This window comes from Paracoccus haeundaensis (genome assembly GCF_006239215.1).
GTDB classification, from domain to species: Bacteria; Pseudomonadota; Alphaproteobacteria; order Rhodobacterales; family Rhodobacteraceae; genus Paracoccus; species Paracoccus marcusii.
This window is the reverse complement of the sequence record NZ_VDDC01000024.1, coordinates 31,392-57,087: the sequence shown is the minus strand read 5'-3', so window position 1 is coordinate 57,087 and position 25,696 is coordinate 31,392. Positions and strand designations below refer to the sequence as shown.

At 69.6% G+C, this 25,696-nt stretch carries 28 protein-coding genes; 12 read left to right on the top strand and 16 right to left on the bottom strand.

Annotated elements, in window-relative coordinates; all coding sequences use genetic code 11:
* The first annotated feature begins 41 nt into the window (after positions 1-41).
* Genes FHD67_RS13535 through FHD67_RS13495 form a run of 9 tightly spaced genes read left to right on the top strand, consistent with a single transcriptional unit; the run spans position 42 to position 8,680 of the window.
* On the top strand, positions 42-2,321 hold the full coding sequence (locus FHD67_RS13535) for a bifunctional salicylyl-CoA 5-hydroxylase/oxidoreductase (RefSeq protein ID WP_139598993.1): 2,280 nt from the start codon (positions 42-44) through the stop codon (positions 2,319-2,321).
* Positions 2,318-3,043 (top strand): SDR family NAD(P)-dependent oxidoreductase, encoded by a 726-nt coding sequence (locus FHD67_RS13530; protein WP_139598992.1) that lies wholly within the window; start codon positions 2,318-2,320, stop codon positions 3,041-3,043. The genes FHD67_RS13535 and FHD67_RS13530 overlap by 4 nt, the downstream gene beginning before the upstream one ends.
* Positions 3,040-3,474, top strand: a complete 435-nt coding sequence (locus FHD67_RS13525) for a MarR family winged helix-turn-helix transcriptional regulator (RefSeq protein WP_046001243.1) — start codon at positions 3,040-3,042, stop codon at positions 3,472-3,474. Before FHD67_RS13530 ends, FHD67_RS13525 begins: the two co-directional genes overlap by 4 nt.
* On the top strand, positions 3,471-4,283 hold the full coding sequence (locus FHD67_RS13520; RefSeq protein WP_139598991.1) for an enoyl-CoA hydratase family protein: 813 nt from the start codon (positions 3,471-3,473) through the stop codon (positions 4,281-4,283). Before FHD67_RS13525 ends, FHD67_RS13520 begins: the two co-directional genes overlap by 4 nt.
* A 50-nt stretch (positions 4,284-4,333) precedes the next feature.
* Entirely contained in the window at positions 4,334-5,464 is a 1,131-nt protein-coding gene (locus FHD67_RS13515) for an acyl-CoA dehydrogenase family protein (protein WP_139599007.1), read from the top strand.
* Positions 5,461-5,850 (top strand): acyl-CoA thioesterase, encoded by a 390-nt coding sequence (locus tag FHD67_RS13510; RefSeq protein ID WP_139598990.1) that lies wholly within the window; start codon positions 5,461-5,463, stop codon positions 5,848-5,850. Before FHD67_RS13515 ends, FHD67_RS13510 begins: the two co-directional genes overlap by 4 nt.
* Positions 5,843-6,238: a RidA family protein gene (locus tag FHD67_RS13505; RefSeq protein ID WP_139598989.1), complete on the top strand. Its 396-nt coding sequence runs from the start codon at positions 5,843-5,845 to the stop codon at positions 6,236-6,238. Before FHD67_RS13510 ends, FHD67_RS13505 begins: the two co-directional genes overlap by 8 nt.
* A 10-nt stretch (positions 6,239-6,248) precedes the next feature.
* On the top strand, positions 6,249-7,862 hold the full coding sequence (locus tag FHD67_RS13500; protein ID WP_139598988.1) for an AMP-binding protein: 1,614 nt from the start codon (positions 6,249-6,251) through the stop codon (positions 7,860-7,862).
* On the top strand, positions 7,859-8,680 hold the full coding sequence (locus tag FHD67_RS13495) for a tryptophan 2,3-dioxygenase (protein ID WP_139598987.1): 822 nt from the start codon (positions 7,859-7,861) through the stop codon (positions 8,678-8,680). The genes FHD67_RS13500 and FHD67_RS13495 overlap by 4 nt, the downstream gene beginning before the upstream one ends.
* A 98-nt stretch (positions 8,681-8,778) precedes the next feature.
* On the opposite strand, the gene FHD67_RS13490 is transcribed toward FHD67_RS13495, so the two are convergent.
* Both FHD67_RS13490 and FHD67_RS13485 read right to left on the bottom strand, forming a co-directional pair.
* On the bottom strand, positions 8,779-9,498 hold the full coding sequence (locus tag FHD67_RS13490) for a GNAT family N-acetyltransferase (RefSeq protein WP_139598986.1): 720 nt from the start codon (positions 9,496-9,498) through the stop codon (positions 8,779-8,781).
* Positions 9,495-10,235: a competence/damage-inducible protein A gene (locus tag FHD67_RS13485; RefSeq protein WP_139598985.1), complete on the bottom strand. Its 741-nt coding sequence runs from the start codon at positions 10,233-10,235 to the stop codon at positions 9,495-9,497. Before FHD67_RS13485 ends, FHD67_RS13490 begins: the two co-directional genes overlap by 4 nt.
* A 102-nt stretch (positions 10,236-10,337) precedes the next feature.
* On the opposite strand from FHD67_RS13485, the gene map reads away from it, so the two are divergent.
* A complete protein-coding gene (map, locus tag FHD67_RS13480; RefSeq protein ID WP_127897348.1) occupies positions 10,338-11,135 on the top strand; it encodes a type I methionyl aminopeptidase in 798 nt (265 codons plus the stop codon).
* Between the two features lie 150 nt (positions 11,136-11,285).
* Here the strand turns inward: map and FHD67_RS13475 are convergent, their stop codons facing one another.
* Entirely contained in the window at positions 11,286-11,882 is a 597-nt protein-coding gene (locus FHD67_RS13475; RefSeq protein ID WP_240542462.1) for a YqgE/AlgH family protein, read from the bottom strand.
* 100 nt (positions 11,883-11,982) lie between these two features.
* On the opposite strand from FHD67_RS13475, the gene FHD67_RS13470 reads away from it, so the two are divergent.
* Complete coding sequence (locus FHD67_RS13470; protein ID WP_046001234.1) at positions 11,983-12,783, top strand: protein-disulfide reductase DsbD domain-containing protein; 801 nt, start codon at positions 11,983-11,985, stop codon at positions 12,781-12,783.
* Here FHD67_RS13470 and FHD67_RS13465 read toward each other — a convergent pair.
* The 5 genes from FHD67_RS13465 to FHD67_RS13445 are packed head-to-tail and all read right to left on the bottom strand — an operon-like array spanning position 12,780 to position 19,567.
* A complete protein-coding gene (locus FHD67_RS13465; protein ID WP_139598984.1) occupies positions 12,780-16,130 on the bottom strand; it encodes an efflux RND transporter permease subunit in 3,351 nt (1,116 codons plus the stop codon). The genes FHD67_RS13470 and FHD67_RS13465 overlap by 4 nt on opposite strands.
* Positions 16,123-17,451, bottom strand: coding sequence for an efflux RND transporter periplasmic adaptor subunit (locus FHD67_RS13460; RefSeq protein WP_139598983.1), 1,329 nt, complete (start codon positions 17,449-17,451; stop codon positions 16,123-16,125). The genes FHD67_RS13465 and FHD67_RS13460 overlap by 8 nt, the downstream gene beginning before the upstream one ends.
* A 54-nt stretch (positions 17,452-17,505) precedes the next feature.
* A complete protein-coding gene (locus FHD67_RS13455) occupies positions 17,506-18,312 on the bottom strand; it encodes a uracil-DNA glycosylase (RefSeq protein WP_139598982.1) in 807 nt (268 codons plus the stop codon).
* Between the two features lie 27 nt (positions 18,313-18,339).
* The gene (locus tag FHD67_RS13450) at positions 18,340-19,041 is read right to left on the bottom strand and encodes a response regulator (protein WP_046001231.1); all 702 of its coding nucleotides are present in this window, start codon (positions 19,039-19,041) and stop codon (positions 18,340-18,342) included.
* 7 nt (positions 19,042-19,048) lie between these two features.
* Positions 19,049-19,567 (bottom strand): MarR family winged helix-turn-helix transcriptional regulator, encoded by a 519-nt coding sequence (locus FHD67_RS13445; RefSeq protein ID WP_046001230.1) that lies wholly within the window; start codon positions 19,565-19,567, stop codon positions 19,049-19,051.
* Positions 19,568-19,723: 156 nt separating this feature from the next.
* Between FHD67_RS13445 and FHD67_RS13440 the strand changes: the two genes are divergently transcribed.
* Positions 19,724-20,590: a branched-chain amino acid aminotransferase gene (locus tag FHD67_RS13440; RefSeq protein ID WP_369799449.1), complete on the top strand. Its 867-nt coding sequence runs from the start codon at positions 19,724-19,726 to the stop codon at positions 20,588-20,590.
* A gap of 43 nt (positions 20,591-20,633) precedes the next feature.
* Here the strand turns inward: FHD67_RS13440 and FHD67_RS13435 are convergent, their stop codons facing one another.
* The 8 genes from FHD67_RS13435 to FHD67_RS13400 all read right to left on the bottom strand — a co-directional run bounded on the left by FHD67_RS13435 (position 20,634) and on the right by FHD67_RS13400 (position 25,692).
* Positions 20,634-20,822: a hypothetical protein gene (locus FHD67_RS13435; protein WP_127897354.1), complete on the bottom strand. Its 189-nt coding sequence runs from the start codon at positions 20,820-20,822 to the stop codon at positions 20,634-20,636.
* Between the two features lie 82 nt (positions 20,823-20,904).
* Entirely contained in the window at positions 20,905-21,369 is a 465-nt protein-coding gene (locus FHD67_RS13430) for a PTS sugar transporter subunit IIA (protein ID WP_046001228.1), read from the bottom strand.
* Between the two features lie 104 nt (positions 21,370-21,473).
* Positions 21,474-22,049 carry a ribosome hibernation-promoting factor, HPF/YfiA family gene (gene hpf / locus FHD67_RS13425; RefSeq protein WP_045984022.1) on the bottom strand — a complete coding sequence of 192 codons (576 nt, stop codon included), beginning with the start codon at positions 22,047-22,049 and terminating at the stop codon, positions 21,474-21,476.
* Between the two features lie 179 nt (positions 22,050-22,228).
* Positions 22,229-22,963 (bottom strand): LPS export ABC transporter ATP-binding protein, encoded by a 735-nt coding sequence (gene lptB / locus FHD67_RS13420; RefSeq protein WP_127897355.1) that lies wholly within the window; start codon positions 22,961-22,963, stop codon positions 22,229-22,231.
* Complete coding sequence (gene lptA / locus FHD67_RS13415; RefSeq protein ID WP_046001226.1) at positions 22,963-23,442, bottom strand: lipopolysaccharide transport periplasmic protein LptA; 480 nt, start codon at positions 23,440-23,442, stop codon at positions 22,963-22,965. The genes lptB and lptA overlap by 1 nt, the downstream gene beginning before the upstream one ends.
* Before the next feature lie 40 nt (positions 23,443-23,482).
* Positions 23,483-24,091 carry a hypothetical protein gene (locus FHD67_RS13410; protein WP_139598981.1) on the bottom strand — a complete coding sequence of 203 codons (609 nt, stop codon included), beginning with the start codon at positions 24,089-24,091 and terminating at the stop codon, positions 23,483-23,485.
* 2 nt (positions 24,092-24,093) lie between these two features.
* Positions 24,094-25,038, bottom strand: coding sequence for a KpsF/GutQ family sugar-phosphate isomerase (locus tag FHD67_RS13405; RefSeq protein WP_139599006.1), 945 nt, complete (start codon positions 25,036-25,038; stop codon positions 24,094-24,096).
* 39 nt (positions 25,039-25,077) lie between these two features.
* Positions 25,078-25,692 carry a ribonuclease D gene (locus FHD67_RS13400; RefSeq protein WP_127897359.1) on the bottom strand — a complete coding sequence of 205 codons (615 nt, stop codon included), beginning with the start codon at positions 25,690-25,692 and terminating at the stop codon, positions 25,078-25,080.
* Positions 25,693-25,696: the final 4 nt, after the last annotated feature.

Below are 25,696 nucleotides of genomic sequence, written 5' to 3'. Positions count from 1 at the left end.
TTCGGACCCGTGCCAGCCTGCATCGCAGGAGGTGGCACGGGATGAAGATTCTCTGTCTGGGCGGCGGGCCTGCGGGCCTTTACTTCGCGATCTCGATGAAGCTGCGCGATCCGTCGCATGACGTCACCGTGCTGGAGCGCAACGGCGCGGGCGACACCTTCGGATGGGGCGTGGTGCTGTCCGACGACGCCCTGTCGCGGCTGCAGAAGAACGACCCGCCCTCGGCCCAGGCGATCCGCGATCACTTCATCTACTGGGACGACATCGCTGTCATCCGCGACGGCCACCGGCAGGTCTCGGGCGGGCACGGTTTCGCGGGCATCGGGCGGCGTCAGCTGCTGATCCTGCTGCAGGAACGGGCGCGGGAACTGGGCGTGGACCTGCAGTTCCGGACCGAGTTTCAGACCGCTGAACATTATCGCCGCGACTATGACCTGGTCGTTGCCTGCGACGGGCTGAACAGCAAGGTCCGGGCCGAATATGCAGACGTGTTCCGCCCCGACATCGACATGCGCCGCTGCAAGTTCGTCTGGCTTGGCACGAAACAGAAATTCGACGACGCCTTCACCTTCATCTTCGAAAAGACGCCGCAGGGCTGGCTCTGGGCGCATGTCTACTCCTTCGATGCCGACACCGCGACCTTCATCGTGGAATGCGCGCAAGAGACCTGGGACGCGATGGGCTTTGAAGCCATGTCCAAGGAGCAGATCGTCGAGACCTGCCGCGCGGTCTTCGCGGACCATCTGGGCGGGCACGACCTGATGTCGAACGCGGCGCATCTGCGCGGCTCGGCCGTCTGGATGAACTTTCCCCGCGTCATCTGCGACCGCTGGTATCATGAGAACGTCGTGCTGATGGGCGATGCGGCGGCGACGGGGCATTTCTCGATCGGGTCCGGCACGCGGCTGGCCTTGGACAGCGCCATCGCGCTGGCCGATTACCTGCATTCCGAACGCGACCTGCCCCGCGCCTTCGAACGCTATCAGGAGGAACGGCGCGTCGAGGTGCTGCGCCTGCAATCGGCGGCCCGCAACAGCTTGGAGTGGTTCGAGGAGGTCGAGCGTTACCTGGACCTGGACCCCATCCAGTTCACCTATTCCCTGCTGACCCGCAGCCAGCGCATCGGGCACGAGAACCTTCGCCTGCGCGACCCCGATTGGGTGCGCGAGGCCGAGGACTGGTTCCAACGGCAGGCCGGCGGCCAGCCGGGCCGCGCGCCGATCTTCGCGCCCTTCCGCCTGCGCGACATGGCGCTGAAGAACCGCATCGTCGTCTCGCCCATGGCGCAGTACAAGGCGCAGGACGGCTGCCCGACCGACTGGCACCTGGTCCATTACGGCGAACGCGCCAAGGGCGGCGCGGGCCTGGTCTTCACCGAGATGACATGCGTCAGCCCTGAGGGCCGCATCACGCCGGGCTGTCCGGGCCTCTACGCGCCCGAGCATCAGGCGGCCTGGCGGCGGATCACCGATTTCGTCCATGCCGAGACTGATGCCAGGATCTGCTGCCAGATCGGCCATTCGGGCCGCAAGGGCTCCACCCGCATCGGGTGGGAGGGGATGGACCAGCCGCTGGCGGAGGGCAACTGGCCGATCATGGCGGCCTCCGCCCTGCCCTGGTCCGACCGCAATGCCGTCCCGCAGGAGATGACCCGCGCCGACATGGAGGCGGTGACCCAGCAGTTCGTGACCGCCACCCGCATGGCCGATGCGGCGGGTTTCGACATGATCGAACTGCATGCGGCGCATGGCTATCTGCTGTCGGGCTTCCTGTCGCCGGTGTCGAACCGGCGCTCGGATGACTATGGCGGCGGCCTGGAGAACCGCCTGCGCTGGCCGCTGGAGGTGTTCGCCGCCATGCGCGCCGTCTGGCCGCAGGACAGGCCGATGTCGGTGCGCATCTCGGCCACGGACTGGACCGAGGACGGCGTGACGCCCGACGAATCGGTCGCCATCGCGCAGGCTTTCCATGCGGCGGGGGCGGATATCATCGACGTGTCCGCGGGGCAGACGACGCCCGATGCGCGGCCCGTCTATGGGCGGATGTTCCAGACGCCGTTTTCCGACCGCATCCGCAACCAGGCGGGGCTGGCCACGATGGCGGTGGGCAACATCACCGATGCCGATCAGGCCAACGGCATCCTGATGGCCGGGCGCGCCGATCTGGTTGCCATCGGGCGGCCGCATCTGGCCGATCCCTATTGGACGCTGCATGCGGCGACGGCGCTTGGCGATGGGGCGGACTGGCCCCTGCCCTATCACGCGGGCCGCGATCAGGCGCGCCGCCTGGCCGCCAAGCAGGCCGAGGAGATCCGCGCATGACCCGCGTCCTGATCACCGGCGGCGGCAGCGGCACCGGCGCCGACATGGCCCGCGCCTTTGCCGCCCAGGGCCATGAGGTCGTCATCACCGGCCGTGATGCCGCGCGGCTTGAGGCGGTGGCGGGCGGCCTGATCCGCGCCGTGCCGGGCGATGTCAGCGACGAGGATCAGGTCCGCCGCATCTTCGACGCCGCCGGCCCCTGCCAGGTGGTCATCGCCAATGCCGGCATCGCCGAGGCCGCGCCCTTTGCCCGCACCACGCTGGACCAGTTCAGCCGCATCATGGCGGTCAACCTGACGGGCGTCTTCCTGACCTTTCGGCAGGCGCTGTCGCAGATGGGACCGGGGGGGCGGTTGATCGCGGTGTCCTCGGCCGCGGGGCTGCGGGGGGCGGCCTATGCTTCGGCCTATGCGGCCAGCAAGCATGGGGTGATGGGGCTGGTGCGGTCGATCGCGTTGGAGGTGGCGTCGAAGCGGATCACCGCCAACGCCATCTGCCCCAGCTATCTGGACACCGAGATGACCGGACGCACGCTGGACGGGATCATGGCCAAGACGGGGCGCGACCGCGACGCGGCGCTGGCCGCGCTGACCGCCCGAAACCCGCAGGGCCGCCTGATCGCGCCCGCCGAGGTGACCGGCGCGGCGCTGTGGCTGGCCTCGGACGCGGCGGCGGGGGTGAACGGACAGGCCATCGTCCTGGACGGAGGCGAGAGCGCATGACCGACCTGTCCAAGCGGCGACTGAAGACCTGGATCCGCCTTCTGGGCGTCACGCGGGGGGCCGAGAACCACCTGCGCGACTATCTGCGCCGCGCGCATGGCACGACCCTGCCCCGCTTCGACGTGATGGCGGCGCTGTGGCGCAGGCGCGAGGGCGTGACCATGTCCGAGCTGTCGCGCCTGCTGCTGGTGTCGAACGGCAATGCCACGGCGGTCGTCGACCGGCTGGAGGCCGACGGCATGGTCCGCCGCGAGGCCGAGAACGGCGACCGACGCCGCATCCGCGTGCGCCTGACGCCCGAAGGCCTGGAGGCGTTCGAGATCATGGCCCTGGGCCATGAGGCCGAGGTCGACGCGATCCTGGGTCGATTGTCCGAAACCGATCTGGAGGCGCTGCGCGACATCCTGTCCCGCGCCGGGAGGCCCGAATGAAACTTGTCCCCATGGCCGATCTGGCGCCCGAACATTTCCTGTGGGAGGTCACGGACCGCGTCGCGGTGATCCGCCTGAACCGCCCCGAACGCAAGAACCCCCTGACCTTCGACAGCTATGCCGAACTGGGTGCCTGTTTCCGGCGGCTGGCGCACGCGTCGGACGTGGATGTGGTGGTGCTGGCCTCGAATGGCGGGAATTTCTGTTCGGGCGGTGACGTGCGTGAGATCATCGGCCCGCTGGTCGGCATGGAGATGCCGCAGCTCTTGGCCTTCACCCGCATGACCGGAGAGCTGGTCCGCGCGATGATCCATTGCGGCAAGCCGGTGATCGCCGCGGTCGAGGGGGTCTGCGTCGGCGCGGGCGCGATCATGGCCATGGCCAGCGACCTGCGGCTGGCGGCACCGTCCGCCAAAGCCGCGTTCCTGTTCACGAAGGTGGGGCTTGCGGGCTGCGACATGGGCGCCTGCGCGATGCTGCCGCGTATCGTGGGACAGGGGCGCGCGGCGGAGCTTCTCTACACCGGCCGCGTGCTGCGCGCCGAGGAGGGCGAGCGGTGGGGGTTCTGGAACAGCCTGCATGACGACGTCTTTGCCGCCGCGATGGATCTGGCGCGGGCGATCGCGGCGGGGCCTGTCTGGGCGCATGGCATCACCAAGACGCAGCTGTTGCAGGAATGGACCATGGGTCTGGACCAGGCGATCGAGGCCGAGGCGCAGGCCCAGGCCATCTGCATGACCACGCGCGATTTCGAGCGGGCCTATCGGGCCTTCGTCGCCAAGCAGACGCCGGTCTTCGAGGGCAATTGAGGGCGCCGGGGCTCTGCCCCGGACCCCGGGATATTTGGGTGAAGAAGACGATGGATCGCAGCTTTCTGGACTGGCCGTTCTTCGAGGACAGGCATCGCGCGCTGGCCCAGGGGCTGGAGGACTGGGCCCTGGGCGCGCTGCCGGTGGATCACGGCGATGTGGACGGGGCCTGCCGGGGCCTGGTGCGGGCGCTTGGCGATAGCGGCTGGCTGGCGCATTCGGGGGGCGAGCCGCTGGACGTGCGCGCGCTGTGCCTGATCCGCGAGACGCTGGCGCGCCATGACGGGCTGGCCGATTTCGCCTTTGCCATGCAGGGCCTAGGCATGGGGGCGGTGACGCTGTTCGGCAGCCCGGTTCAGCGGGAATGGCTGGCACGGACGCGGGCGGGCCGGGCGATTTCGGGCTTTGCGCTGACCGAGCCTGCGTCCGGGTCGGACGTGGCGCGGCTGGCGACCACGGCGCGCCGGGATGGCGACGGGTGGGTGCTGGACGGGGAGAAGACCTATATCTCGAATGGCGGGATCGCGGATGTCTATGTGATCGTCGCGCGGACCGGGGAGGCCCCGGGTGCGCGGGGGCTGTCGGCCTTCCTGCTGCCTACGGACACGCCGGGGCTGGAGGTGGTCGGGCGCATCGACGTGATGGCCCCCCATCCGCTGGCGCATCTGCGGCTGACGGGGGTGCGGTTGCCGGGGGAGGCGCTGATCGGGCAGCCGGGACAGGGGTTCCGCATCGCCATGACGGTGCTGGATCATTTCCGCCCCACGGTCGGGGCTGCGGCCCTGGGCTTCGCGCGCCGGGCACTGGACGAGGCGCTGGCGCGGGTGCGCTCGCGCCAGATCCAGGGCGCGCCGATGGCCGAGCTGCAGATGGTCCAGGGGCATCTGGCCGACATGGCGCTGAAGATCGACGCCGCCGCCCTGCTGATCTATCGCGCAGCCTGGGCCAAGGACCAGGGCGCGCCCCGCGTCACGCGCGAGGCGGCGATGGCCAAGCTGTACGCCACCGAGATCGCGCAGGAGGTCATCGACCAGGCCGTGCAGCTGCATGGCGGCGACGGCGTGCGCACCGGCAGCACGGTCGAGAGCCTGTACCGCGAGATCCGCGCCCTGCGCATCTATGAGGGGGCCAGCGACGTGCAGCGCGTCGTCATCGCCCGCAGCATCCTGGAGGGCGCATGACCTATACCCGTACCATTCCCATCGAGTTCTGCCACTGCGACCCGGCGGGGATCGTCTTCTATCCCCGCTATGCGGAGATGGTGAACCACATGGTGGAGAACTTCTTTCTGGAGGTCGTGGGGCATGGCTTTGGCCCGATGATGGCGGCCGGCCAGGGCATGCCCACCGTCGCGCTGGAGATGGCGTTCCGCAAGCCCGCGCGGCTTGGCGACCGGCTGGACTGGACGCTGGTGGTCGAGCATCTGGGCCGGTCCAGCGCGCGGTTCCTGGTCCGCGGCGAGGACCGGGTGGAGGCGCGGACCACGGTGGTCTGGATGGACCGCGACTTCACCCCCTCGCCCTGGCCCGACGCCATGCGACAGACCCTGGAGGCGCATCATGCATGAACCCCTGCATCCGGCGACGTGGAAGCGCGCCTCGGGCTATGCCAACGGCATCATGGCGCGGGGGCGGATGATCTTTACCGGCGGGCTGGTGGGCTGGGACGCGGATCAGGTCTTTCAGACCGACGATTTCGCGGGCCAGGTCCGGCAGGTGCTGGAGAACATCGTGGCGGTCCTGGCCGAGGGCGGCGCGGGGCCGCAGCATCTGGTGCGGCTGACCTGGTACGTCACCGACAAGCACGAATATCTGGGCGCGCTGCGCGAGGTGGGGGCGGCCTATCGCGACGTGATCGGGCGGCATTACCCGGCCATGGCGCTGGTGCAGGTCGTGGCGCTGGTCGAGGACCGCGCCAAGGTCGAGATCGAGGCCACCGCCGTGGTGCCGGAATAGGGGGACGATCATGCTGGGACCAAGCGGGCACGAGGACAGCTTCACGCGCGACAACCTGCCCCCGCCGGAGGCCTGGCCGCGGATCGACCTGTCCGGATACGACTATCCCGACTGGCTGAACGCGGGGGCCGAGCTGACCGACCGCATGGTCGATCGCGGGTTCGGCGACCGGGTCGCCCTGGTCGGCAACGGGCGGGCGCGGACCTACAAGGAGCTGTCGGACTGGACCAACCGGCTGGCCTATGCGCTGGTCGCGGATTATGGGCTGCGGCCGGGCAACCGGGTGCTGATCCGGTCGGCCAACAACCCTGCGATGGTCGCCTGCTGGCTGGCCGCGACCAAGGCGGGGGCGGTGGTCGTGAACACCATGCCCATGCTGCGCGCCAAGGAGCTGTCCCAGATCATCGACAAGGCACAGGTGACCCATGCGCTGTGCGACACGCGGCTGATGGATGAGCTGGTGGCGGCGGCCAAGGGGTCGGCGACGCTGACGACGGTGGTGGGGTTCGACGGCACCGCGAACCATGATGCGGAGCTGGACCGGGCGGCGCTGACGAAGCCCGTGCGGTTCGAGGCGGTGCGGACCGGGCGGGATGACGTGGCGCTGCTGGGGATGACGTCGGGTTCGACGGGCGAGCCCAAGGCCACGATGCATTTCCACCGCGACCTGCTGATCATCGCCGACGGCTATGCGCGCGAGGTTCTGGGGGTGACGCCGGACGATGTCTTCGTGGGCTCGCCGCCGCTGGCGTTCACGTTTGGGCTGGGCGGGCTGGCGGTGTTCCCGCTGCGCTTTGGGGCCAGCGCGGTGCTGCTGGAGAACGCCTCGCCCCCGAACATGATCGAGATCATCGAACGCCACCGCGCCACGATCTGCGTGACCGCGCCCACGGCGTACCGGGTGATGCTGCGCGCGATGGACCAGGGGGCGGACCTGTCCAGCCTGCGCGTGGCGATCAGCGCGGGCGAAACCCTGCCCGCCCCGATCTGGCAGGACTGGCACGACCGCACCGGCAAGCCGATGCTGGACGGGATCGGCGCGACCGAGATGCTGCACATCTTCTTGACCAACCGGCTGGACGACAGCCATCCGGGCTGCACCGGCCGGCCCGTGCAGGGATACCGCGCGCGGATCGTGGACGATGCGGGACAGGAGGTGCCGCGCGGAGAGATGGGGCGGCTGGCGGTGATCGGGCCGACCGGCTGCCGCTATCTGAACGATGCGCGGCAGGCGGAGTATGTGCAGGGCGGCTGGAACCTGACCGGCGACACCTTCTGGCAGGATGATGACGGGCGGTTCCATTTCGCGGCGCGCTGCGACGACATCATCGTGTCGTCGGGCTACAACATCGCGGGGCCGGATGTGGAGGCGGCACTGCTGGCGCATGCGGACGTGCTGGAATGCGCGGTGATCGGCGCGCCGGACCTTGAGCGCGGCCAGATCGTCGAGGCGCATGTGGTGCTGGCCCCCGGCGTCGCCCCCGACACCGCGACTGCGGAGCGGCTGCAGCGGCATGTTAAGGACGTGATCGCGCCCTTCAAATATCCCCGCCGTGTGGTCTTCTGCGCGGCCCTGCCCAAGACCCAGACCGGCAAGATCCAGAGGTTCAGGCTGAAGCAATGAGTATCGACCCTGCACAGGAAGGCGCGCGCATGTCCTTCGACGGGCGCATGTCCTATGGCGATTATCTGGGGCTGGACCGGCTGCTGACATCGCAAGCTCCGCTGTCGGATGCGCATGACGAGATGCTGTTCATCATCCAGCACCAGACGTCCGAATTGTGGATGAAGCTGGCTTTGCTGGAGATGGGAGCGGCGCGCGACCGGATCGCTGCGGGCAATCTGCGGCCCGCCTTCAAGATGCTGACCCGCGTGGCGCGGATCATGGAGCAGCTGAATTCAGCCTGGGACGTTTTGCGCACCATGACGCCGTCGGAGTATTCGACCTTTCGCCCCGCGCTGGCCGAAAGCAGCGGGTTCCAATCGCATCAGTACCGGATGATCGAATTCGTCGCGGGCAACCGCAACATGGCGATGATCGCGCCTCATGCGCATCGTCCCGACCTGGCCGAGGCGCTGCGGGCGGAGGCCGCGCGGCCGTCGCTCTATGACGAGGTTCTGGGGCGGCTGCGGGCGGCGGGGTTCGACGTGGCGGCACGCACGTCGCTGGACGCGCCCCATGCGCCGGACGCGGCGGCGCGGGCGGCCTGGGCGGCGGTCTATCGCGATCCGGGCCGCTATTGGGAGCTTTATGAGCTGGCCGAGAAGCTGGTCGATTTCGAGGATTACTTCCGCCGCTGGCGGTTCAACCATGTGACGACGGTGGAGCGGATCATCGGCTTCAAGCGCGGATCGGGGGGCACGTCGGGGGTGAACTATCTGCGGCGGATGCTGGATGTGGTGCTGTTCCCCGACCTGTGGGAGCTGCGGACCGAGCTGTGAGCGGGGCGGACGGCCGCGCCTGACCGGCCCTGACGGGCCGGGGTCGCGGCCGTCGGTGGCGCCCGGACCTGCGGTCCGGGCGCGGTCGGTCCTGTGGGTCAGGCGGCGGGGCCGTAATAGGCGTAGCTGCCGGCGGCGGTGAAGCCGAGGCTGGCATAGGTGGCCTGCGCCGTGGTGTTCGCGCGGCTGACGGCCAGGCCGATGCGTGTGGCACCGAGATCCTGCGCCCAAGCGGCGGCTTGGCGCATCATCCAGCCGGCGAGACCCTGGCGGCGGAAGGCAGGCAGGACTTCGACGGCGTGGACCATGGCGGTGCGGTCATGCAACGCGACGAAGCCTGCGCCTGCGGCGCGGTCCCGGATGCGGCCCAAAAGCGCGGCCTTGGGCAGGGGCACGCGGTCGATCACGGCCTGTCTTGCGGGGGTGATGTTACCCGCGCCCCAGATCTGGCGCTGGATCGCCAAGGGGGGCCAGATCGCGAAGGCGGTGACGGGCGGGATCGGCCGGTCGGTCAGCGCAGCGATGGGCGCGGCCATGACCTGGGTTGGGATATGCGCGCCAAGCCCCCGCGCGGTCAGGGCGGCGATCAGGTCCGTGTCGTCATCCCAGGCCCGGAACAGCGGCGGCTGGCCCCATGCGGCATGCCGGGCGCAGGCGGCGTCGATGTCGGCATCGCCCCACGGACCGACTGCGATGGCCGAGCTGACGCGCCCGCCCGCCCCTGCGCCCCGCCCGACCAGGAAGCCGCCGCAGCGGACGGTCTCGAACGCGGGCCAGGTCGCCTCGAAGGCGGCGGCCAGATCGGGGTCGGGCCTCACAACCCGATGCGTCCGCGCAGAGCGGCCATGGCCTGATCGACGCGGGCGGCATCCAGGCCCCGCACGACCAGGTTGGTGCCCCAACCCGTATCGTCACGGAACGGATACGACCCCAAAGACAGGTCGGCATATTCGGCGGCGACGGCCTTCAGGTCCTCGGCCACCTCACTTTCGCCGCGGCGGACCTCGACAGTTAGGGATTGCACGGGGCGGCCCACGGGCAGCTGCGGGATCAGCCAGGCGACCATGGCGCGGAACACCTCGGGGACGCCCGCCATCACATGGGTCGCACCGATCGAGAAGCCGGGCGCGGCCGACACGGCATTGTCGATCAGCGTCGCGCCCACGGGGATGCGGGCCATGCGCAGGCGGTTCTCGTTCAGCTCGACCCCCATGCGGTCGCAGCGCTCCTGCAGCAGAGTGCGGGCGGTGGGGTTGACCTCGACCGTGGTGCCATGGGCGGCGGCCACGGCATCGGCGGTGATGTCGTCATGCGTGGGCCCGATGCCACCGGAGGTGAACAGCAGGTCGTATGCCCCGCCCAGGGTCCGGTCCAGTGCGCGGATCGCGTCCACGATGCGGTCGGTGTCGTCGGCCACCACGCGGATCTCCTGAAGGTCGATGCCGGTGGCGGTCAGCACCTGGGCCAGGTGATGGGCGTTCCCTTCGCGGGTGCGGCCGGACAGGATCTCGTCGCCGATGACCAGGATGGCGGCTGTGGGGTTGTCGGACTGCATCAGGCTCTCCCTTGGGTGTCGCGCCCCATCTATGCCCGCAGCCGGGGCTGGAACAAGTGGGCGCGCGTCTCTATCTAGGGCGGCAGACAGAAAGGATCAGCGATGGACGAAGGCCGTATCACGAGGGAAGGCATCCGCCTGCACATGCCCGGGGATTTCGCAGGCATGCGGGCGGCGGGCGCCCTGGCCGCACGGATCCTGGACGAGGTGGGGCCGATGGTCGCACCGGGCGTCACCACCGGCGCGCTGGACGATTTCATCCGGGGTCGGGTGACGGAGCTGGGCGCGACCTCGGCCACGATCGGCTATCGCGGGTACCAGCATGCCAGCTGCATCAGCGTGAACCACGTGGTCTGTCACGGCATCCCCGGCGACAAGAGCCTCAAGGACGGCGATATCCTGAACATCGACGTGACGGTCATCCTGGACGGCTGGTTCGGCGATACCAGCCGGATGTACGTGGCGGGCAAGCCGTCGCTCAAGGCGCAGCGGCTGCTGCAGGTGACCCATGACGCGCTGATGAAGGGGATCGAGGCCGTGCGCCCCGGCGCGACCTTCGGCGACATCGGCGCGGCCATCCAGACCTATGCGGAAGAACGGCGCATGTCGGTCGTGCGCGACTTCTGCGGGCACGGGATCGGGCGGGTGTTCCATTCGCCGCCCAACGTGCTGCATTTCGGACGCCCGGGAAAAGGCCCGGTGCTGGAGGAGGGCATGTTCTTCACGATCGAGCCGATGATCAACCTGGGCCGCCCGGAAACCAAGGTCCTGGCCGATGACTGGACGGCGGTGACGCGCGACAAGTCGCTCTCGGCGCAGTTCGAACATTCGATCGGCGTGACGGCCGACGGTTGCGAGATCTTTACCCCTTCGGACCGGTTCTTCCCCGAACTGGCATGATCGATTGCGTCCCGCGGTGGCCGGGGGCGCTCCGCCCCCCGGACCCCCCGGAGGTCGCAATCATTCATTGGTTATGAAAACACCGCAAGGCGTCCTCCGCCCCAGGGGGTCCGGGGGTGGAACCCCCCGGCACCGCGCGGGACGCAAAATTCAGGCGCGGCCGGACGCCGCCGACAAAAGCGACGGATCGATCCCTTGCGCCCGCAGCGCGCGCTGCCACTTGTCCTCGTGCGACAGATCAAAAATCAGGTCCTCGGCGCCATCTCCGGTCAACCAGCCATTGGCCAGCATCTCGGTCTCCAGCTGCCCCGGCCCCCAGCCTGCATAGCCAAGCGCCAGAACCGCAGGGTCCGGGCCATAGCCCTGCGCCAGTTCGACCAGGATGTCGCGCGTCGTGGTCATTGCCAGCGCTTGGCCGATCCGCAAGCGGCCCTCGGGGTCCTGCCCGTGTTCGGCCACCTTGTGCAGCACGAATCCCCTGCCCGGCTCGACCGGGCCGCCAAAGCGAACCTCGATCGGCCGCGCATCCTCCTCGGCCTCGATGCCCAGCTGGTCCAGCAGATCGCCAAAGCCGATCTCGGGCAGCGGGCGATTCAGCACCAGCCCCATCGCCCCCTCGTCGGAATGCGCGCAGACCAACACCACGGACCGCTCGAAACGCGGATCGCTCATGCCGGGCATGGCGATCAGGATCTTGCCGGTCAGGTTGCGGTCTTGGGCGGAATCACCGGTGATGCTGGTCATCATGTCTCCTTTTCATGACAGATCGGCACTGGGGCGGGATGTTGCAAGGCTTGCGCGGAATTGTGACTTTCCGCCCCCGCTGCGCGGGCGCTAGGACAAGGGCATGACACATTTCCCCCGCCCGCTTCTTGCCACCGCCCTGGTGCTTGTCCTGACCGGACCCGCCATCGCCCAGGACGACCTGCCGCCCGGCCTGCGCGGCGCACAGCTGCTGCCCGGATGGACCGAACCCGGCGGCGCGCGCATTCTGGCGTTGGAACTGTTGCTGGAGCCGGGCTGGAAGACCTACTGGCGCAGCCCCGGCGACACCGGCCTGCCGCCCCAGCTGGACTGGGCGGGGTCACGGAACCTGTCCCATGTCACCCTGCACTGGCCCGCGCCCCAGGCCATCCGATCCGGAGAGACGCTGGAGATGGGCTATCACGACCGCCTCGTGCTGCCCCTGACCGCCCATCCGCAGGACCCCGGCAAGCCCGTCGACATCGCCGCCCAGATCGATCTGGGCCTGTGCGAGAACATCTGCGTCCCCGTGCACCTTGAACTGCAGGCGCCGCCCGTGGGCACGCAGTCGGACCCGGTGATCGCCAGCGCCCTTGCAGCGGAGCCGCAGCGCCTGGACGGCAACCCCGCCTGCGAGGTGACGCCACTGGCAGACGGGCTGCGCGTCGCGATGGACCTGCCGCAGGGCCCGGCCACGCTGGCCGCGGTCGAACTGACCGACAATCCGCAGGTCTGGGTCTCGGCGGCGGACATCCTGCCCGGACCCACGGGCCCCCAGGCAGTGGTCGAGATGGTCGCCCCCTCGGGCAAGCCCTTCGATCTGGACCATGACGCGCTGCGCCTGACGGTGATCCCCGCCGATGGGGGACGGGCGACCGAAACCACCGGCTGCGCCGCGGACTAGGCCCATGCGCGGCGCCCCCGCCGGACCTGCGCCAGGGTCGCCCCCGCCATGATCGCCGCCAGCATCGCCAGATAGGCCAGCAGCGCGCCCCCCGCCCCCGGCCACCCGCCGGGCGCGGCCAAGCCCATCGCGGGCAGCACCGTCACCGGCCCCAGGATCAGCACCAGCCCCGCGACGGCCGCGATCACCGCGCGGCGCATCACGACGCGCACCGGCCCGGCCCGCAGGCTGCGGCGAAAGGCCCGGCGGGCGCGGGCCAGATCGTCGCCCGCGACCAGCACGGCCGGCACCACCAGCAGCACCAGTACCATCCCGAACCCCAGCCCATAGGCCAGCGTGACCACCGTGGGCTTGAGGAACAGCGCCTGCGACGAACGTTCGTACAACAGCGGGGCCAGGCCTAGGACCGTGGTGGCCGTGGTCAGCAGCACGGGGCGGAACCGGTCGGCGACCGCATCGACAATCGCGGGCCGCAGGGCCCGGGTGGCCCGGTATTCGTCGATGGTCGAGATCAGCACGATGGAATCGTTGATGATGATCCCCGACATGCCGATCAGGCCCACCACGGAAAACAGGCTCAGCGGCAGGCCCCAGGCCGCATGCCCCCAGACCGCGCCGATCAGCCCGAAGGGGATGACCGACATCACCACCAGGGGTCGTGTCCAGCTGGCAAAGATCCACGCCAGCACCATGTAGATGCCGGTCAGCGCCAGCGCGAAGCCGATCAGCGCCTCGGACAGGAACGCGCGCTCCTGCTGGGCCAGGCCGGTGACGTCATAGGTCACACCGAACTGCGCGGCGATGTCGGGCAGCAGGCGGGTCTGCAGGTCGGCGGTGATCGCCGCCGCCCGCGCCGGATCGTCGCCCGAGATGTCGCCGGTGACCTCGATCATCCGCTCGCCGTTCTCGCGGCGGACGACCGAGAAGCCCGCCTCGGTGCTGACCGACACGATGTCGCCCAAGGGCACCCAGGCCCCGGACGCGGTGCGCATCTGCATCCGGTCCAGGAAATCGGCGCGTCGGTCATCCTCGGCCAGTTCCACGGTGATGGCGCCGGTGCGGGTGCCCTCGGGCCAGGTTGCGGCCTCGATCCCGCCAAGGCGCTGGCGCAGCTCGCGCGCAAGCCCGTCGGTGGTAAAGCCCAGGGCCTCGCCCTGGGGCGTCAGGCGCAGCGCCAGCTCGTCCTTGTCGTAATCCAGGCTGTCCTCCAGCGCCGAGACCTCGGGCGCCTCGGCCAGCCGCGCCTTCAGCGCCTCGGCGGCGGCCTTCAGCGTCGCGGCATCCGCGCCGGTCATCAGCACCGAGATGGCATCGCCCCCCGGCCCCGACCGCCCGCCGCGAAAGCTGATCGTTTCCAGCTGAGGGTCGGTGGGCATGGCCTCCTGCAAGGCGGCGACCAGCTCGAAGCTGGAATAGGGGCGGAAATCGGGGTCGATCAGCTCCATCTGGACGGCGCCCAGCAGGTCGGCATCCTTAGTCTCGGCCCCCGGCAGGGGACGGCCCGCATTGCCGCCGACCTGGGTCATCACGTGGGTCAGCGGGCTGATGCCAAATTCTGCCTCATATTCGGCCGCGACCCGGTCCACCGCGTCCTGCACCAGTCCCATGACGCGCAGGGTGTCGTCGCGGGTGGCCCCCTCCAGCATGGCGAAATTGCCCGACACACTGCCCTGTTCGGGCGAATCGAAGAACCGCCACGGCACCGACCCGCTGATCAGCGCCGCCGTGGACCAGGAAAAGCCCACCATGACCAGCGCCAGCACCGGATAGCGGGCGACAAGCACCAGACGCGCCAGCGGGCGCAGAACGCCCGCCACGAACCGGTCCAGCCAGCGGTTCACGACGACCGACGGCCGGTCGTACCAGCGGTCCTTGCCGTGATGGGCCAGCGCATGCGCCATGTGGTTGGGCAGGATCAGGAAACATTCGATCAGCGATGCCGTCAGCACCAGAATGACGGTCAGCGGAATGTCCGACACCAGCGACCCGAACTGTCCGCCGATCAGCACCAGCCCGGCAAAGGCGATGATCGTGGTCAGGGTCGATGCGATCACCGGCGCGCCCATCGCGCCCGCCGCCCGTTCGGCGGCGATCAGCGGCGGCTCGCCCAGCTTGCGGGCGCGATAGTCGGCATGTTCGCCCACCACGATGGCGTCGTCCACGATGATGCCCAGCGTCAGGATCAGCGCGAACAGAGAGATCATGTTGATCGTCATGCCGACCGCGTACATCATCGCCACCGCCGCCAGCAGCGCCGCCGGGATGCCCGCCGCGACCCAGATCGCGGTGCGGGCGTTCAGAAACAGGAACAGCAGTCCCAGGACCAGCCCCAGCCCCATCAGCGCATTGTCCAAAAGCAGCGACAGCCGGGCCGAGATCTGTTCCGCCCGCGCCCGCACCAGTTCCGCCGTGACCCCCTGCGGCAGGGTCGGCGCCAGCGCGTCGACGGCCGCCTGCACGTCCTGCTGCATGCCGATCGCGTCGCCCGATGCGCTGCGCTGGACGGACACCGTGACCGCCGGGTTGCCGTCGACGAAATAGGCCACGCCCCGGTCGATGCCCGTGTCGCGCACCTGCGCCACGTCACCGATGGTCAGCTGCGTCCCGTCGGGCAGCGCGGTCAGGACCAGAGCCGAGACCTGTTCGGGGGTGCGCGTCTCGGCCCCCGTGCGCACGCGCGATATGCCCGATGCCACGTCGCCCGCAGGCGTCGGCGCGGCGGCGGCGGCGATGGTCGCCGCGATCTGGTCCAACGTGATGTCATGCTGCACCAGGTCGGCCATGCGCAGCTGGACCAAGGTTTCGGGGGCGGACAGGCCGGTGACGGACAGCCGCGTCACCCCACGGGCGTACAGGCGGTTGGTCAGGTCGTCCGCGATGCGGCCCAGCTGGTCCAGGCCCACGGGCCCCGAGATCACCACGTCGGTGACCGCGTCGCGCCAGGCGCGGCGCGTGACCTCGGGGTCCTCGGCGCCCTCGGGCAGGTCGCCCGCGGCGGCGATGGCGGCCTCGACCTCGCCGGTGGCGCGGGACATGTCCCAGCCCGGTTCGAACTCCAGAGTGATGCGGGCGCTGCCTTGGCTGGACTGGCTTTCAGTCAAAGACACGCCCTCGACCGCGATCAGCGCGGGTTCCAGCACGCCGACCACCGACCGGTCCACATCATCCGCCCCGGCCCCGTCCCAGCGGACGGCCACCTGGATCTGCTGGACGACCGTGTCGGGAAAGAACTGCGCCCTGAGGCGCGGCGCGGAATAGAGGCCCGCCACCACCATCACCGCCAGCAGCAGGTTGGCCAGCGTGGCATGGCGCACGAAGGTGCCGATCAGGCCCGGGCGCCTATCCACGGGTGGGGCCCCGGCCCTGCGCCCGCTGATCGGGCCCCTGCGCGGGCACGGGGGCGGCGGCGTCGCGGACGCGGATGCCGGTGCCCAGCTGCGGCGCGCGTTCGGCCACAATGCGCGCCCCTGCCAGGTCGGCCGGCACCGCGATGATCAGATCGTCGCCCTGCCGGCGCAGCACGGTCACGGGCGTCGCCTGCAGGCGGCCGTCCGCCCCCGCGACAAGCACGCCGCCATCCGACCCCAGGGCCGCCGCCGGAATGATCGCCGCGTCGGACAGCGCCGGTTCGGCGATGCGCGCGGTCACGAAATCGCCCGGGCGCAGCGCCTGCGCACCCTGGACCAGCCGGGCATAGACCACCCGCCCCGCCGTCCCTTCCGCGACCGAGGCCGCCGCCCGGTCCAGCCGCGCCTGCGCGACCACTGCGCCGGCGCTGCCGTCCAGCGTCACCGTCACCTCGCGGTCCAGCAGGGCACCGTCCGGGCCCAGCAGGCGCCCGAACTGGTCCAGCGACAGCGGGATCTGCAGTTCCAGCGCCGCGGGGTCGATGATCGTGGCCAGCTGTTCGTTCACGCCGACCAGCGCGCCCTCGACCGCGGTGACGGCGGTGACGCGCCCGTCGAAGCCCGCGCGCAGTTCCGTGTCGGCCAGTGCGCGGCGGGCCTCAGTCACGGCGATCTCGGCCCGGCGCAGGGCGTTCTCGGCCGCGGTCACGGCGCTTTGCGCGTCGGCCTGGGCGGCGCGGGCGGCGATCACGGTCTGGCTGGCGGTGGATGCGGCCAGTTCGGCGGTCTCGCGGTCCAGGCTGGTGCCCAGACCGCGGTCGGCCAGCTGCTCCTGCCGCGTCACGGCGGCGGCGCGCAGTTCGGCCTGGCGGTCCGCCGCGGCCACGTCCTGGGCCGCGATGTCGACGCGGCGGCGCGCATCCTCCAGCACGCCCTGGGCGTCGGCGCGTTCGGCCTGGCTGCTGTCCAGCGCCGCCTGTGCGGCGGACGGGTCGATGCGCGCCAGCAGCTGGCCCGCGACGACCGTGCCGCCCTCCTGCAAGGCGGGGTCCAGCTGGACGATGCGGCCCCCGGCACCCGCGCGCAGCTGCAGTTCGCGTCGCGACAGGACCTGGCCGAACACCTGCATCTGCGGCTGGACCACCCCCGGCGCGACCGTGACCAGCCGCGCGGCATAGACCTGTTCGGCAGGAGCGCGCACCGCGGGTCCGTCCCCGTCCGGCGTCACCGCACGCCACAGGATCCCCGCGGCCAGCATCAGCAGGGCCAGCGTCAGGAAGGTCAGGAATAGCCCCAGAAGGCTGCGGGACAGGAAACGCATGCGGATGGTCCATCTATGGGATGGCCGGGATAGCGCATGATGGGCAAACGAAACCTAAACGGAAAGCGATTCCAGCCGCGCCTGCAGCGACAGAAGGTCCGCCCAGGCCTCGCGCTTGGCGGCGGGGTTGCGCAGAAGATAGGACGGGTGCGTCATGGGCAGTGCGGGCCGCCCGAACGCCTGCACCCACTGGCCGCGCAGGCGCAGGATGCCGCGTTTCTCGATCGCCGCCTGACAGGCGATGTTGCCCATCAGCACGATCAGGTCGGGCGCCACCAGGTCGACATGGCGGCGCAGGAACGGCAGGCTCACGGCAATTTCATCGGGCTCGGGGTCGCGGTTGCCGGGCGGGCGCCATGTCAGGACGTTCGTGACATAGAAGGCGCGTTCCGCATCGACCCCGTCACGCGACAGCCCGATGGCCGCGAACATGCGGTCCAGCATCTGTCCCGCGCGCCCCACGAAGGGGCGGCCCTGCCGGTCCTCCTCGTCGCCCGGCGCCTCTCCAAGGATCAGGACGCGGGCCTTGGGATTGCCATCGGCAAAGCAGAAATTGCGGGCGCCCTTCTTCAGCTCGATCCCGTCGAACCCCTGCTGGGCCTCGGCCAGCGCGGCCAGGGTGCCGGCCCCGTCGGCCAGTGCCTGCGCCAAGGCCACGCGGCCGGCCAGATCGTCGTCGGCGGGCGGCGGCGGGGCCTGGGGCACGGGGGCCTCGGGCGCCACGCGGGTCGGCAGGTCGAACCGGTCGACCGGCGCATCCAGCATGGGCACGTCGCAGCCCATCTCCAGCTGCCAGTCCAGCAGCGCCAGCGCGCTGTCCCCGTCCAGCGTGATTCCCCGATATGTGGCCTGATCGTTCATCGCCGCACGCTAGGGCCGCGGGCCGCCCTAGTCCACCACCAGCATGTAACCGGTGCCCCGCACCGTCTGCAGGAACCGCGGCTCGCGCGGGTCGGGCTCGATCTTGCGGCGCAGGCGGGTGATCTGGACGTCGATGGCGCGCTCTCCGTTCTCGTCCTCGCCGCCGCCCCGGCCCAGGTCGTCGATCAGGTCGGCGCGGCTGACCGGCTGGCCCCGGCTGGCCGCAAGACGGCGCAGCAGCGCGGTTTCCGTGCCCGTCAGGCGCAGGGGCGCGTCGCCGTTCCACAACTCGCCCTTGTCCGTGTCATAGCGCAGCGCGCCAAGCGTCAGGTATTTCGGCTGCGCCACCTCGACCACCGGCACCCGGCGCAGGATCGCACCGATGCGCAGCAGCAGTTCGCGCGGCTCGAAGGGCTTGGGCAGGTAATCGTCGGCGCCGCTTTCCAGCCCGCTGATCCGGTCCTCGGTCTCGCCCTTGGCGGTCAGCAGCAGGATCGGCGTGTCGATCCGCTCGCGCAGCGCCCGCGTCAGGGCCAGGCCGTCCTCTCCGGGCATCATCACGTCCATGACGATCAGGTCGAATTCCAGCCCCGCCAGCAGGCGGCGCGCCTGGACCGCGTCGCGGGCCATGGTGACCATGTATCCGTTCTTGCGCAGGAACCGCCCCAGCAGCGCGCGGATGCGTTCGTCGTCGTCGACGATCAGCAGGTGGCAGTCGGTATGCGTCATGGCGGCCTCAGCGGTCTTCGGGAAGATCCTTCAGCGCCTGATACTGCGCCCGGGTCTCGGGGTCCATCATCGCTTCCAGAACCTGGCGGAACCCCGACACGGCCTGGGGTCCGGCATTGCGATAGGCGGCGCGCATCCGTGCCCGCTGCGCCTCGGACAGGCGGCGTTCCAGGGCGGTGCCCTTGGCCGTCAGGTGCAGCTGGCGTTCGCGCCGGTCGCGGCGGCCGATGCGGCTGTCGACCAGCCCGTCCTCGATCAGGGTGCGCAGCACGCGGTTCAGCGACTGCTTGGTCACGCCCAGCACCGCCAGCAGCGAGGTGACCGTCAGCCCCGGATCGCGGTTGACGAAATGCAGCGCGCGGTGATGGGCGCGGCCGTAATCCAGCTCGGCCAGGATCAGGTCCGGATCGGCGGTGAAGGCGCGATAGGCAAAGAACATCGCCTCGATCCCGCGGCGCAGCTGGTCGTCGGTCAGGAACAGCAGGTCCTCGCCCATCATCGCCTGGATCCGCGCTTTTTCCTGCATCTGCACCCTCTGTTCGTCACCTGCCCCGGATATGGCAGCGTTGTTGACTTTCTAATCCGTGATTGCTAGCCGTCAAGCATCTTGCGTAACAAACATGCCAAATCCGCCCTGACAGGCGCAAGAATCGAAAAACCGGGCGGCGGATGGAGACATATGATGCTGGCTTACGACGATCGCGACGGCAAGATCTGGATGGACGGGGACCTGGTGGACTGGCGCGACGCCAAGGTACACATCCTGACCCATGCGATGCACTATGCCAGCTCGGTCTTCGAGGGTGAGCGGTGCTATGACGGCAAGATCTTCAAGGGCCACGAACATTCGCTGCGCCTGATCGAATCGGGCCGCCTGCTGGACATGCCGATCCCCTATTCCGCCGAGGAGATCGACGCCGCCAAGGAAGCCGTGCTGAAGGCCAACGGCTTCGAGAACGCCTATGTCCGCGTCGTCGCATGGCGCGGGTCGGGCCTGGACATGGGCGTATCCGCGGCGCGCAACCCGGTCCGCATGGCCGTCGCGGCCTGGGAATGGGGCAGCTATTACGGCGACGCGAAATGGCAGGGGGCGAAACTGGACGTGGCCAAGTGGAAACGCCCCAGCCCCGAGACCATCCCCACCGCCGCCAAGGCCGCGGGCCTCTACATGATCTGCACCATGTCCAAGCACGCGGCCGAGGCCAAGGGCTGTTCGGACGCGCTGTTCATGGACTGGGAGGGTTACGTGGCCGAGGCGACCGGCGCCAACATCTTCTTCGTCAAGGACGGAGAGGTCCACACGCCTCTGGCCGATCGCTTCCTGAATGGCATCACCCGTCAGACCATCGTGCAGATGCTGAAGGACAAAGGCTATACGGTTCACGAACGCCGCATCACGCCCGACGAGCTGGAGGGGTTCCAGGAATGCTGGCTGACCGGCACCGCGGCCGAGGTGACGCCCGTGGGCCAGATCGGCGACTGGCATTTCCAGGTGGGCCAGATCACCCGCGACGTGGCCGAAAGCTATGAGGCGCTGGTCCGCGCCTGAGGCCTGAATGCGGGACCGCCCCTGCGGGCGGTCCCCGTCGGGGTCACTTCAGGTGACCCCGCGCGATGCGGGCGTATTCGGCGGCCTTGCGGCTGTCCTCGGCCCGGGCATGGGGGCGCGCGTGCAGGGCGCGGATGGCGCCGTGCATCCCGCCCTCGCGGTCCAGGCGCAGGAATTCGCGCAGGCGCGCCGCCCCCTGCATCCGCGGCTTGTCGGCATGATGTCTGGTCATGGTCAGCCCTCCCGTGGGTGTCACCCCCTGGACTATAGGGCCGATCCGGTCCGATTTGAACAGTGTTGTTCGAAAGGCAGGCTCAGGCGGCCTTGATCCCCTGTGCCGCCGACAGGACCGCGTGCAGCGCGACGGGGTCGTCATTGGCGCGCAGCTTGGCGCGCAGGTCCTGATCGCGCAGCGTGCGCGACACCAGCGCCAGCGCCTTGAGGTGGTCCACGCCGCTGCTTTCGGGGGCCAGCAGCGCAAAGATCAGATCGACCGGCTGGCGGTCCACCGCGTCGAAATCCAGCGGCTTGTCCAGCCGCAGGAACAGCCCCGCGACCTTGTCCAGCCCGTGCAGCCGCGCATGCGGCAGCGCCACGCCCTGCCCCACCCCGGTCGGCCCCAGGCTTTCGCGTTCCTGCAGCGCGTCCAGCACCTCGGAGGCGTTCAGCCCGTATTCCGCATGGGCCAGATCGGCCAGCTCCTGGAACAGCCGCTTCTTCGAGGTGACCTGTCCCAAGGAACGGACCGCCCCGGGCCGGAGGATTTCAGCAAGTTGCATGGCGCCTTTGTCTTTCCCAAGCTGTCCGCCCCCCAGACATGGCTGTCAGGGGGGCGGCATCCAGTGCGGCCGTCGTCCCGCGTCGTCTGGACGCGGACGTGCGGTCAGCCGTTTCCGCGCGGATCGATCCAACCGACGTTGCCGTCGTCGCGGCGGTGGACGACATTGACGCCGCCGTGTTTCTCGTTGCGGAACACCAGCAGAGGGGTGCCCGACAGTTCCATCTGCATCACCGCATCGCCGACCGACAGGGTGGGCACGCGGCTTTGCATTTCGGCGATGATGATCGGCTGCAGGCTGTCATCCTGCGATTCCCACGCATCCTCGTCGGCGGCCAGCACATAGCTGCCTGCCTCGCCGAAGACAACCGGTTCGGGCCGTTCCTTGTGGTGGTCCTTCAGGCGGCGCTTGTAGCGGCGCAGCTGCTTGTCCATCTTCTCGCGGCAGGCCTCGAAGGCGGCATAGATGTCGGTATCCGTCCCGCGCGCGGCCACGTTCAGGCCGGTGGACAGGTGCACGACCGAATCGCACATGAACTGATGCGCGTCCTTGGAAAAGGTCACCGCCGCATCGGTCGGACGCTGAGAGTACTTCTCGATCGTGGCGCCCAGTTCGGTCTTTACATGCGTGCTGAGGGCATCACCCACATCGATGTGTTTTCCGCTGATGGTATAGCGCATCGTCACTCCTCTCCGGTTGCCCGTCGTCGCGGCGCCTGCCCGCCACTGGTGCCGGCAAGGGCGCGAACGGGTTGAACGGGGCGGCATCTCCGCACCCGCATATCTCAATTTGGTGACAGCGCGCGCCGACTGTCAACGGCCCACACGGGGGCGTGACCCTGAATCGGATTTCCGCGCGCTCAGGACAGCGAGAAGCTGTCGCCCAGATAGACCTCGCGCACGCGCGGATCGGCCACGATCTGGTCGGTCGTGCCCGACATCAGCACATGCCCGTCATGCAGGATATAGGCCCGGTCGACGATGCCCAGGGTCTCGCGCACGTTGTGATCGGTGATCAGGACGCCGATCCCGCGCGACTTCAGCGCATGGACCAGGGTGCGGATCTCGCCCACGGCGATGGGATCCACGCCCGCAAAGGGTTCGTCCAGCAGCAGGAAGCCCGGATCGGACGCCAGGCAGCGGGCGATCTCGGCCCGCCTGCGTTCGCCGCCCGACAGGGCCAGCGCCGGCGCCCCGCGAAGATGCGTGATCGAGAAATCGGCCAGCAGCTCCTCCAGCCGGTCGCGCCTGTGGCGGGGGTCGTCGACCGCCACCTCCAGCACCGCCATGATGTTCTGCTCGACCGTCAGGCCGCGAAAGATCGACATCTCCTGCGGCAGATAGCCGATGCCCATGCGCGCGCGGCGGAACATCGGCAGGCGCGTGACGTCGCGACCGTCGATCAGCACCTGCCCGGCATCGGCCGTGACCAGCCCCGCGATGCAGTAGAAGCACGTCGTCTTGCCCGACCCGTTCGGGCCCAGCAGGGCCACGACCTCTCCGCGCTGCAGGCTGACGGACACGTCGCGGATCACGGGGCGGTTGCGATAGGACTTGCGCAGGCCGCGCACGTCCAGCCCGGAACGGTCAGTCATCAGTTGGACCCCGGCTGCAGGACGGACCGCACGCGCCCCTGGACCTGCGCCGCGCCCGTCGCCAGGTCGACCGTCATGCGCTCTCCGGCCAGCACGTTGCCCCCCTGGGTCAGCAGCACGTCCCCGGTCAGAAGGACCGACCCCGCGGCGACGTCATAGACCGCCTCGGCGGCCTCGGCCGCGTCCTCCCCAGACACCAGGGTCACGTTGCCGGTCGCGGTCAGGCTGTCGATGCGCTGCTGGTCGCCGGACGCGTATTGCACGGCGACGCGGTCCGCCGACAGGCGCATCTCTCCCTGGCCGATGACCACGTTGCCGGTGAACAGCGCGGTGCCGTCGGCCTGGTTGACGTCCAGATTGTCGGCCGACACCTCGACCGGGGCCGAGGTGTCGGCCTGCATCCCCCCGAAGGTGGTCTGCGCCAAGGCGGGCAGCGGCGCGGCCAGCGCCAGCGCGATCAGCAGGGGGCGAAGGGTCATCGGGTCCTCGATAGGGCTTCGGGCGGAAAGCGGCCCGGTGTCAGGGTTGGTATATCAGACGCACGCCGTCCGAGAAATTCAAGACTGCGGCCCCGTCGCCCGCCGAATCGCCCGCAGCGGCCCCGGCATCGGCATCGGTCGCAGCAGGGGCCAGCCGCATGCGGCCCGCGGTGATGCGGCCAAAGGGCGCCTGCGCCTCGACCCCGCGGTCGGCCTGGAGGACCGACGTATCGGTCCGCGCGTCGATCTGCGGCGTGTCCAACTGCCAGCCGCTGCTGGTGGTCATGCGCACGCCGCCCTCCAGCCGCACCAGCCCGTCCAGCAACCCGCCCTGCGGCGCGGTCAGATCCGCGCGCAGCCCGTCGGGGCGCAGCCAGTCCAGCGCTACGTCCCCCGCCGCCCCGCCGGACCCGCCCGGCGTGACCTGCGCCGCGCGCAGGGTCAACTGCGCCCCGTCGCCGGTCACGCCGCTGTATTCGGGCGCGACAATGCGGTTGTCACGCGCTGCGGCCTGGGCATCGACCTCGGCATAGGGAATGCGCGATTCCACGTCAGAGCCGCGGCTGAACAGGAACATCGTCGACAGCATCGCCAGCGCCACCAGCGGCAGCAGCACGCGCAGCCAGCGGACGATGCGGGTCCGCGACATGGTCAGACCAGCCCCGCACGCAGGCAGTCGTGGATGTGCAGGATGCCGCGGGGGCGCCCGTCCTCGACCGCGAACAGGCAGGTGATCTTGCGCTCCTGCATCTGCGCCAGGGCGGCCTCGGCCAGGGCGCCGGGAGCGATGGTGCGCGGGGCGGGCGTCATCACGGCGCGCGCGTCCAGGTCCAGCAGGCCCTGCATGTGGCGGCGCAGGTCGCCGTCGGTGATGATCCCCGCCAGCAGACCGTCCCCGTCCACGACCCCGGTCACGCCATAGCCCTTCTGGCTGATCACCAGCAGCGCCTCGGACATGGGGGCATCAAGCCCGACCAGCGGCAGGTCGGTGTGCATCAGATCGCCCACCTTCGCCAGCAGCGCGCCCAGCTTGCCGCCGGGATGAAAGGTGCGGAAATGCTCGGGCGTGAACCTGCGATGCTCCATCAACGCGATGGCCAGCGCATCGCCCAAGGCCAGCGTCATCGTGGTCGACGTCGTGGGCACGATCCCGTTGCCGCAGGCCTCCTGCGCGGCGGGCAGCACCAGCCCCAGGTCCGCCTGCCGCATCAGCGTCGATTGCGGCCGCGCCGCAACCCCGATCAGCGGGATCGAGAACCGCCGCGTATGCGCGATCAGGTCGGCCAGTTCCGGCGTCTCGCCGCTGTTGGACAGGACCAGCGCCAGGTCGGATTCGGTGACCATGCCCAGATCGCCGTGGCTGGCCTCGGCCGGGTGCACGAACTGTGCGGGCGTCCCGGTGGAGGCGAAGGTCGCCGCGATCTTGCGGCCCACATGGCCCGACTTGCCCATGCCCGACACGACCACCCGGCCTTGCACCGCCAAGATCATCTCGACCGCGCGCGAGAACTCGTGGCCCAGACCCGCCGACAGGGCCTCCAGCCCTGCGATCTCGACCCCGATCACCCGTCGCGCCGTCTCGATGTAATCCGCCACGCCCTGCCCTTCTTCTTTGTCCAAATACCCGTTGCCCGCTCAGTGGCGAAAGATGTCGCCCTCTTCGCCCCAGCCCAGCAGGTCCAGATGGGCACGCGCGGGCAGAAAGTCAAAGCAGGCCTGCGCCAGGCCCAGCCTGTTCTCGCGCTTCAGTCGCTCCTCCAGGGCATCCTTCAGCTTGTGCAGGTGCAATACGTCCGACGCGGCATATTCCAGCTGCGCGTCCGACAGGTCGGCCGCGCCCCAGTCGCTGGTCTGCTGCTGCTTGCTGACATCGACGCCCACCAGCTCCTGCAGCAGGTATTTCAGCCCGTGCCGGTCGGTAAAGGTCCGCACCAGCCGCGAGGCGATCTTGGTGCACCAGACGGGCGAGGTGACCACCCCGAACGCATTCTCCAGCGCGGCGATGTCGAAACGGCCGAAATGGAACAGCTTGACCACCTTGGGGTCGGTCAGCAGCTTGGTCAGGTTCGGAGCCTCGGTCTGGCCCCGGTCGATCTGGACCAGATGCGCCTCGCCGTCGCCCGACGACAGCTGCACCAGGCACAGCCGGTCGCGGCGCGGGTCAAGGCCCATCGTCTCGGTGTCGATGGCCACGACCGGGCCCAGCACCAGATCGTCGGGAAGGTCGTTCGGGTACAGATGGATGCTCATCGCC

Coding starts and splice junctions, on each gene's coding strand:
- FHD67_RS13535 (WP_139598993.1), top strand. CDS start 42: ATGAAGATTCTCTGTCTGGGCGGCGGGCCTGCGGGCCTTTACTTCGCG.
- FHD67_RS13530 (WP_139598992.1), top strand. CDS start 2,318: ATGACCCGCGTCCTGATCACCGGCGGCGGCAGCGGCACCGGCGCCGAC.
- FHD67_RS13525 (WP_046001243.1), top strand. CDS start 3,040: ATGACCGACCTGTCCAAGCGGCGACTGAAGACCTGGATCCGCCTTCTG.
- FHD67_RS13520 (WP_139598991.1), top strand. CDS start 3,471: ATGAAACTTGTCCCCATGGCCGATCTGGCGCCCGAACATTTCCTGTGG.
- FHD67_RS13515 (WP_139599007.1), top strand. CDS start 4,334: ATGGATCGCAGCTTTCTGGACTGGCCGTTCTTCGAGGACAGGCATCGC.
- FHD67_RS13510 (WP_139598990.1), top strand. CDS start 5,461: ATGACCTATACCCGTACCATTCCCATCGAGTTCTGCCACTGCGACCCG.
- FHD67_RS13505 (WP_139598989.1), top strand. CDS start 5,843: ATGCATGAACCCCTGCATCCGGCGACGTGGAAGCGCGCCTCGGGCTAT.
- FHD67_RS13500 (WP_139598988.1), top strand. CDS start 6,249: ATGCTGGGACCAAGCGGGCACGAGGACAGCTTCACGCGCGACAACCTG.
- FHD67_RS13495 (WP_139598987.1), top strand. CDS start 7,859: ATGAGTATCGACCCTGCACAGGAAGGCGCGCGCATGTCCTTCGACGGG.
- FHD67_RS13485 (WP_139598985.1), bottom strand. CDS start 10,235: ATGCAGTCCGACAACCCCACAGCCGCCATCCTGGTCATCGGCGACGAG.
- map (WP_127897348.1), top strand. CDS start 10,338: ATGGACGAAGGCCGTATCACGAGGGAAGGCATCCGCCTGCACATGCCC.
- FHD67_RS13475 (WP_240542462.1), bottom strand. CDS start 11,882: ATGATGACCAGCATCACCGGTGATTCCGCCCAAGACCGCAACCTGACC.
- FHD67_RS13470 (WP_046001234.1), top strand. CDS start 11,983: ATGACACATTTCCCCCGCCCGCTTCTTGCCACCGCCCTGGTGCTTGTC.
- FHD67_RS13460 (WP_139598983.1), bottom strand. CDS start 17,451: ATGCGTTTCCTGTCCCGCAGCCTTCTGGGGCTATTCCTGACCTTCCTG.
- FHD67_RS13455 (WP_139598982.1), bottom strand. CDS start 18,312: ATGAACGATCAGGCCACATATCGGGGAATCACGCTGGACGGGGACAGC.
- FHD67_RS13450 (WP_046001231.1), bottom strand. CDS start 19,041: ATGACGCATACCGACTGCCACCTGCTGATCGTCGACGACGACGAACGC.
- FHD67_RS13445 (WP_046001230.1), bottom strand. CDS start 19,567: ATGCAGGAAAAAGCGCGGATCCAGGCGATGATGGGCGAGGACCTGCTG.
- FHD67_RS13440 (WP_369799449.1), top strand. CDS start 19,724: ATGCTGGCTTACGACGATCGCGACGGCAAGATCTGGATGGACGGGGAC.
- FHD67_RS13435 (WP_127897354.1), bottom strand. CDS start 20,822: ATGACCAGACATCATGCCGACAAGCCGCGGATGCAGGGGGCGGCGCGC.
- FHD67_RS13430 (WP_046001228.1), bottom strand. CDS start 21,369: ATGCAACTTGCTGAAATCCTCCGGCCCGGGGCGGTCCGTTCCTTGGGA.
- hpf (WP_045984022.1), bottom strand. CDS start 22,049: ATGCGCTATACCATCAGCGGAAAACACATCGATGTGGGTGATGCCCTC.
- lptB (WP_127897355.1), bottom strand. CDS start 22,963: ATGACTGACCGTTCCGGGCTGGACGTGCGCGGCCTGCGCAAGTCCTAT.
- lptA (WP_046001226.1), bottom strand. CDS start 23,442: ATGACCCTTCGCCCCCTGCTGATCGCGCTGGCGCTGGCCGCGCCGCTG.
- FHD67_RS13410 (WP_139598981.1), bottom strand. CDS start 24,091: ATGTCGCGGACCCGCATCGTCCGCTGGCTGCGCGTGCTGCTGCCGCTG.
- FHD67_RS13400 (WP_127897359.1), bottom strand. CDS start 25,692: ATGAGCATCCATCTGTACCCGAACGACCTTCCCGACGATCTGGTGCTG.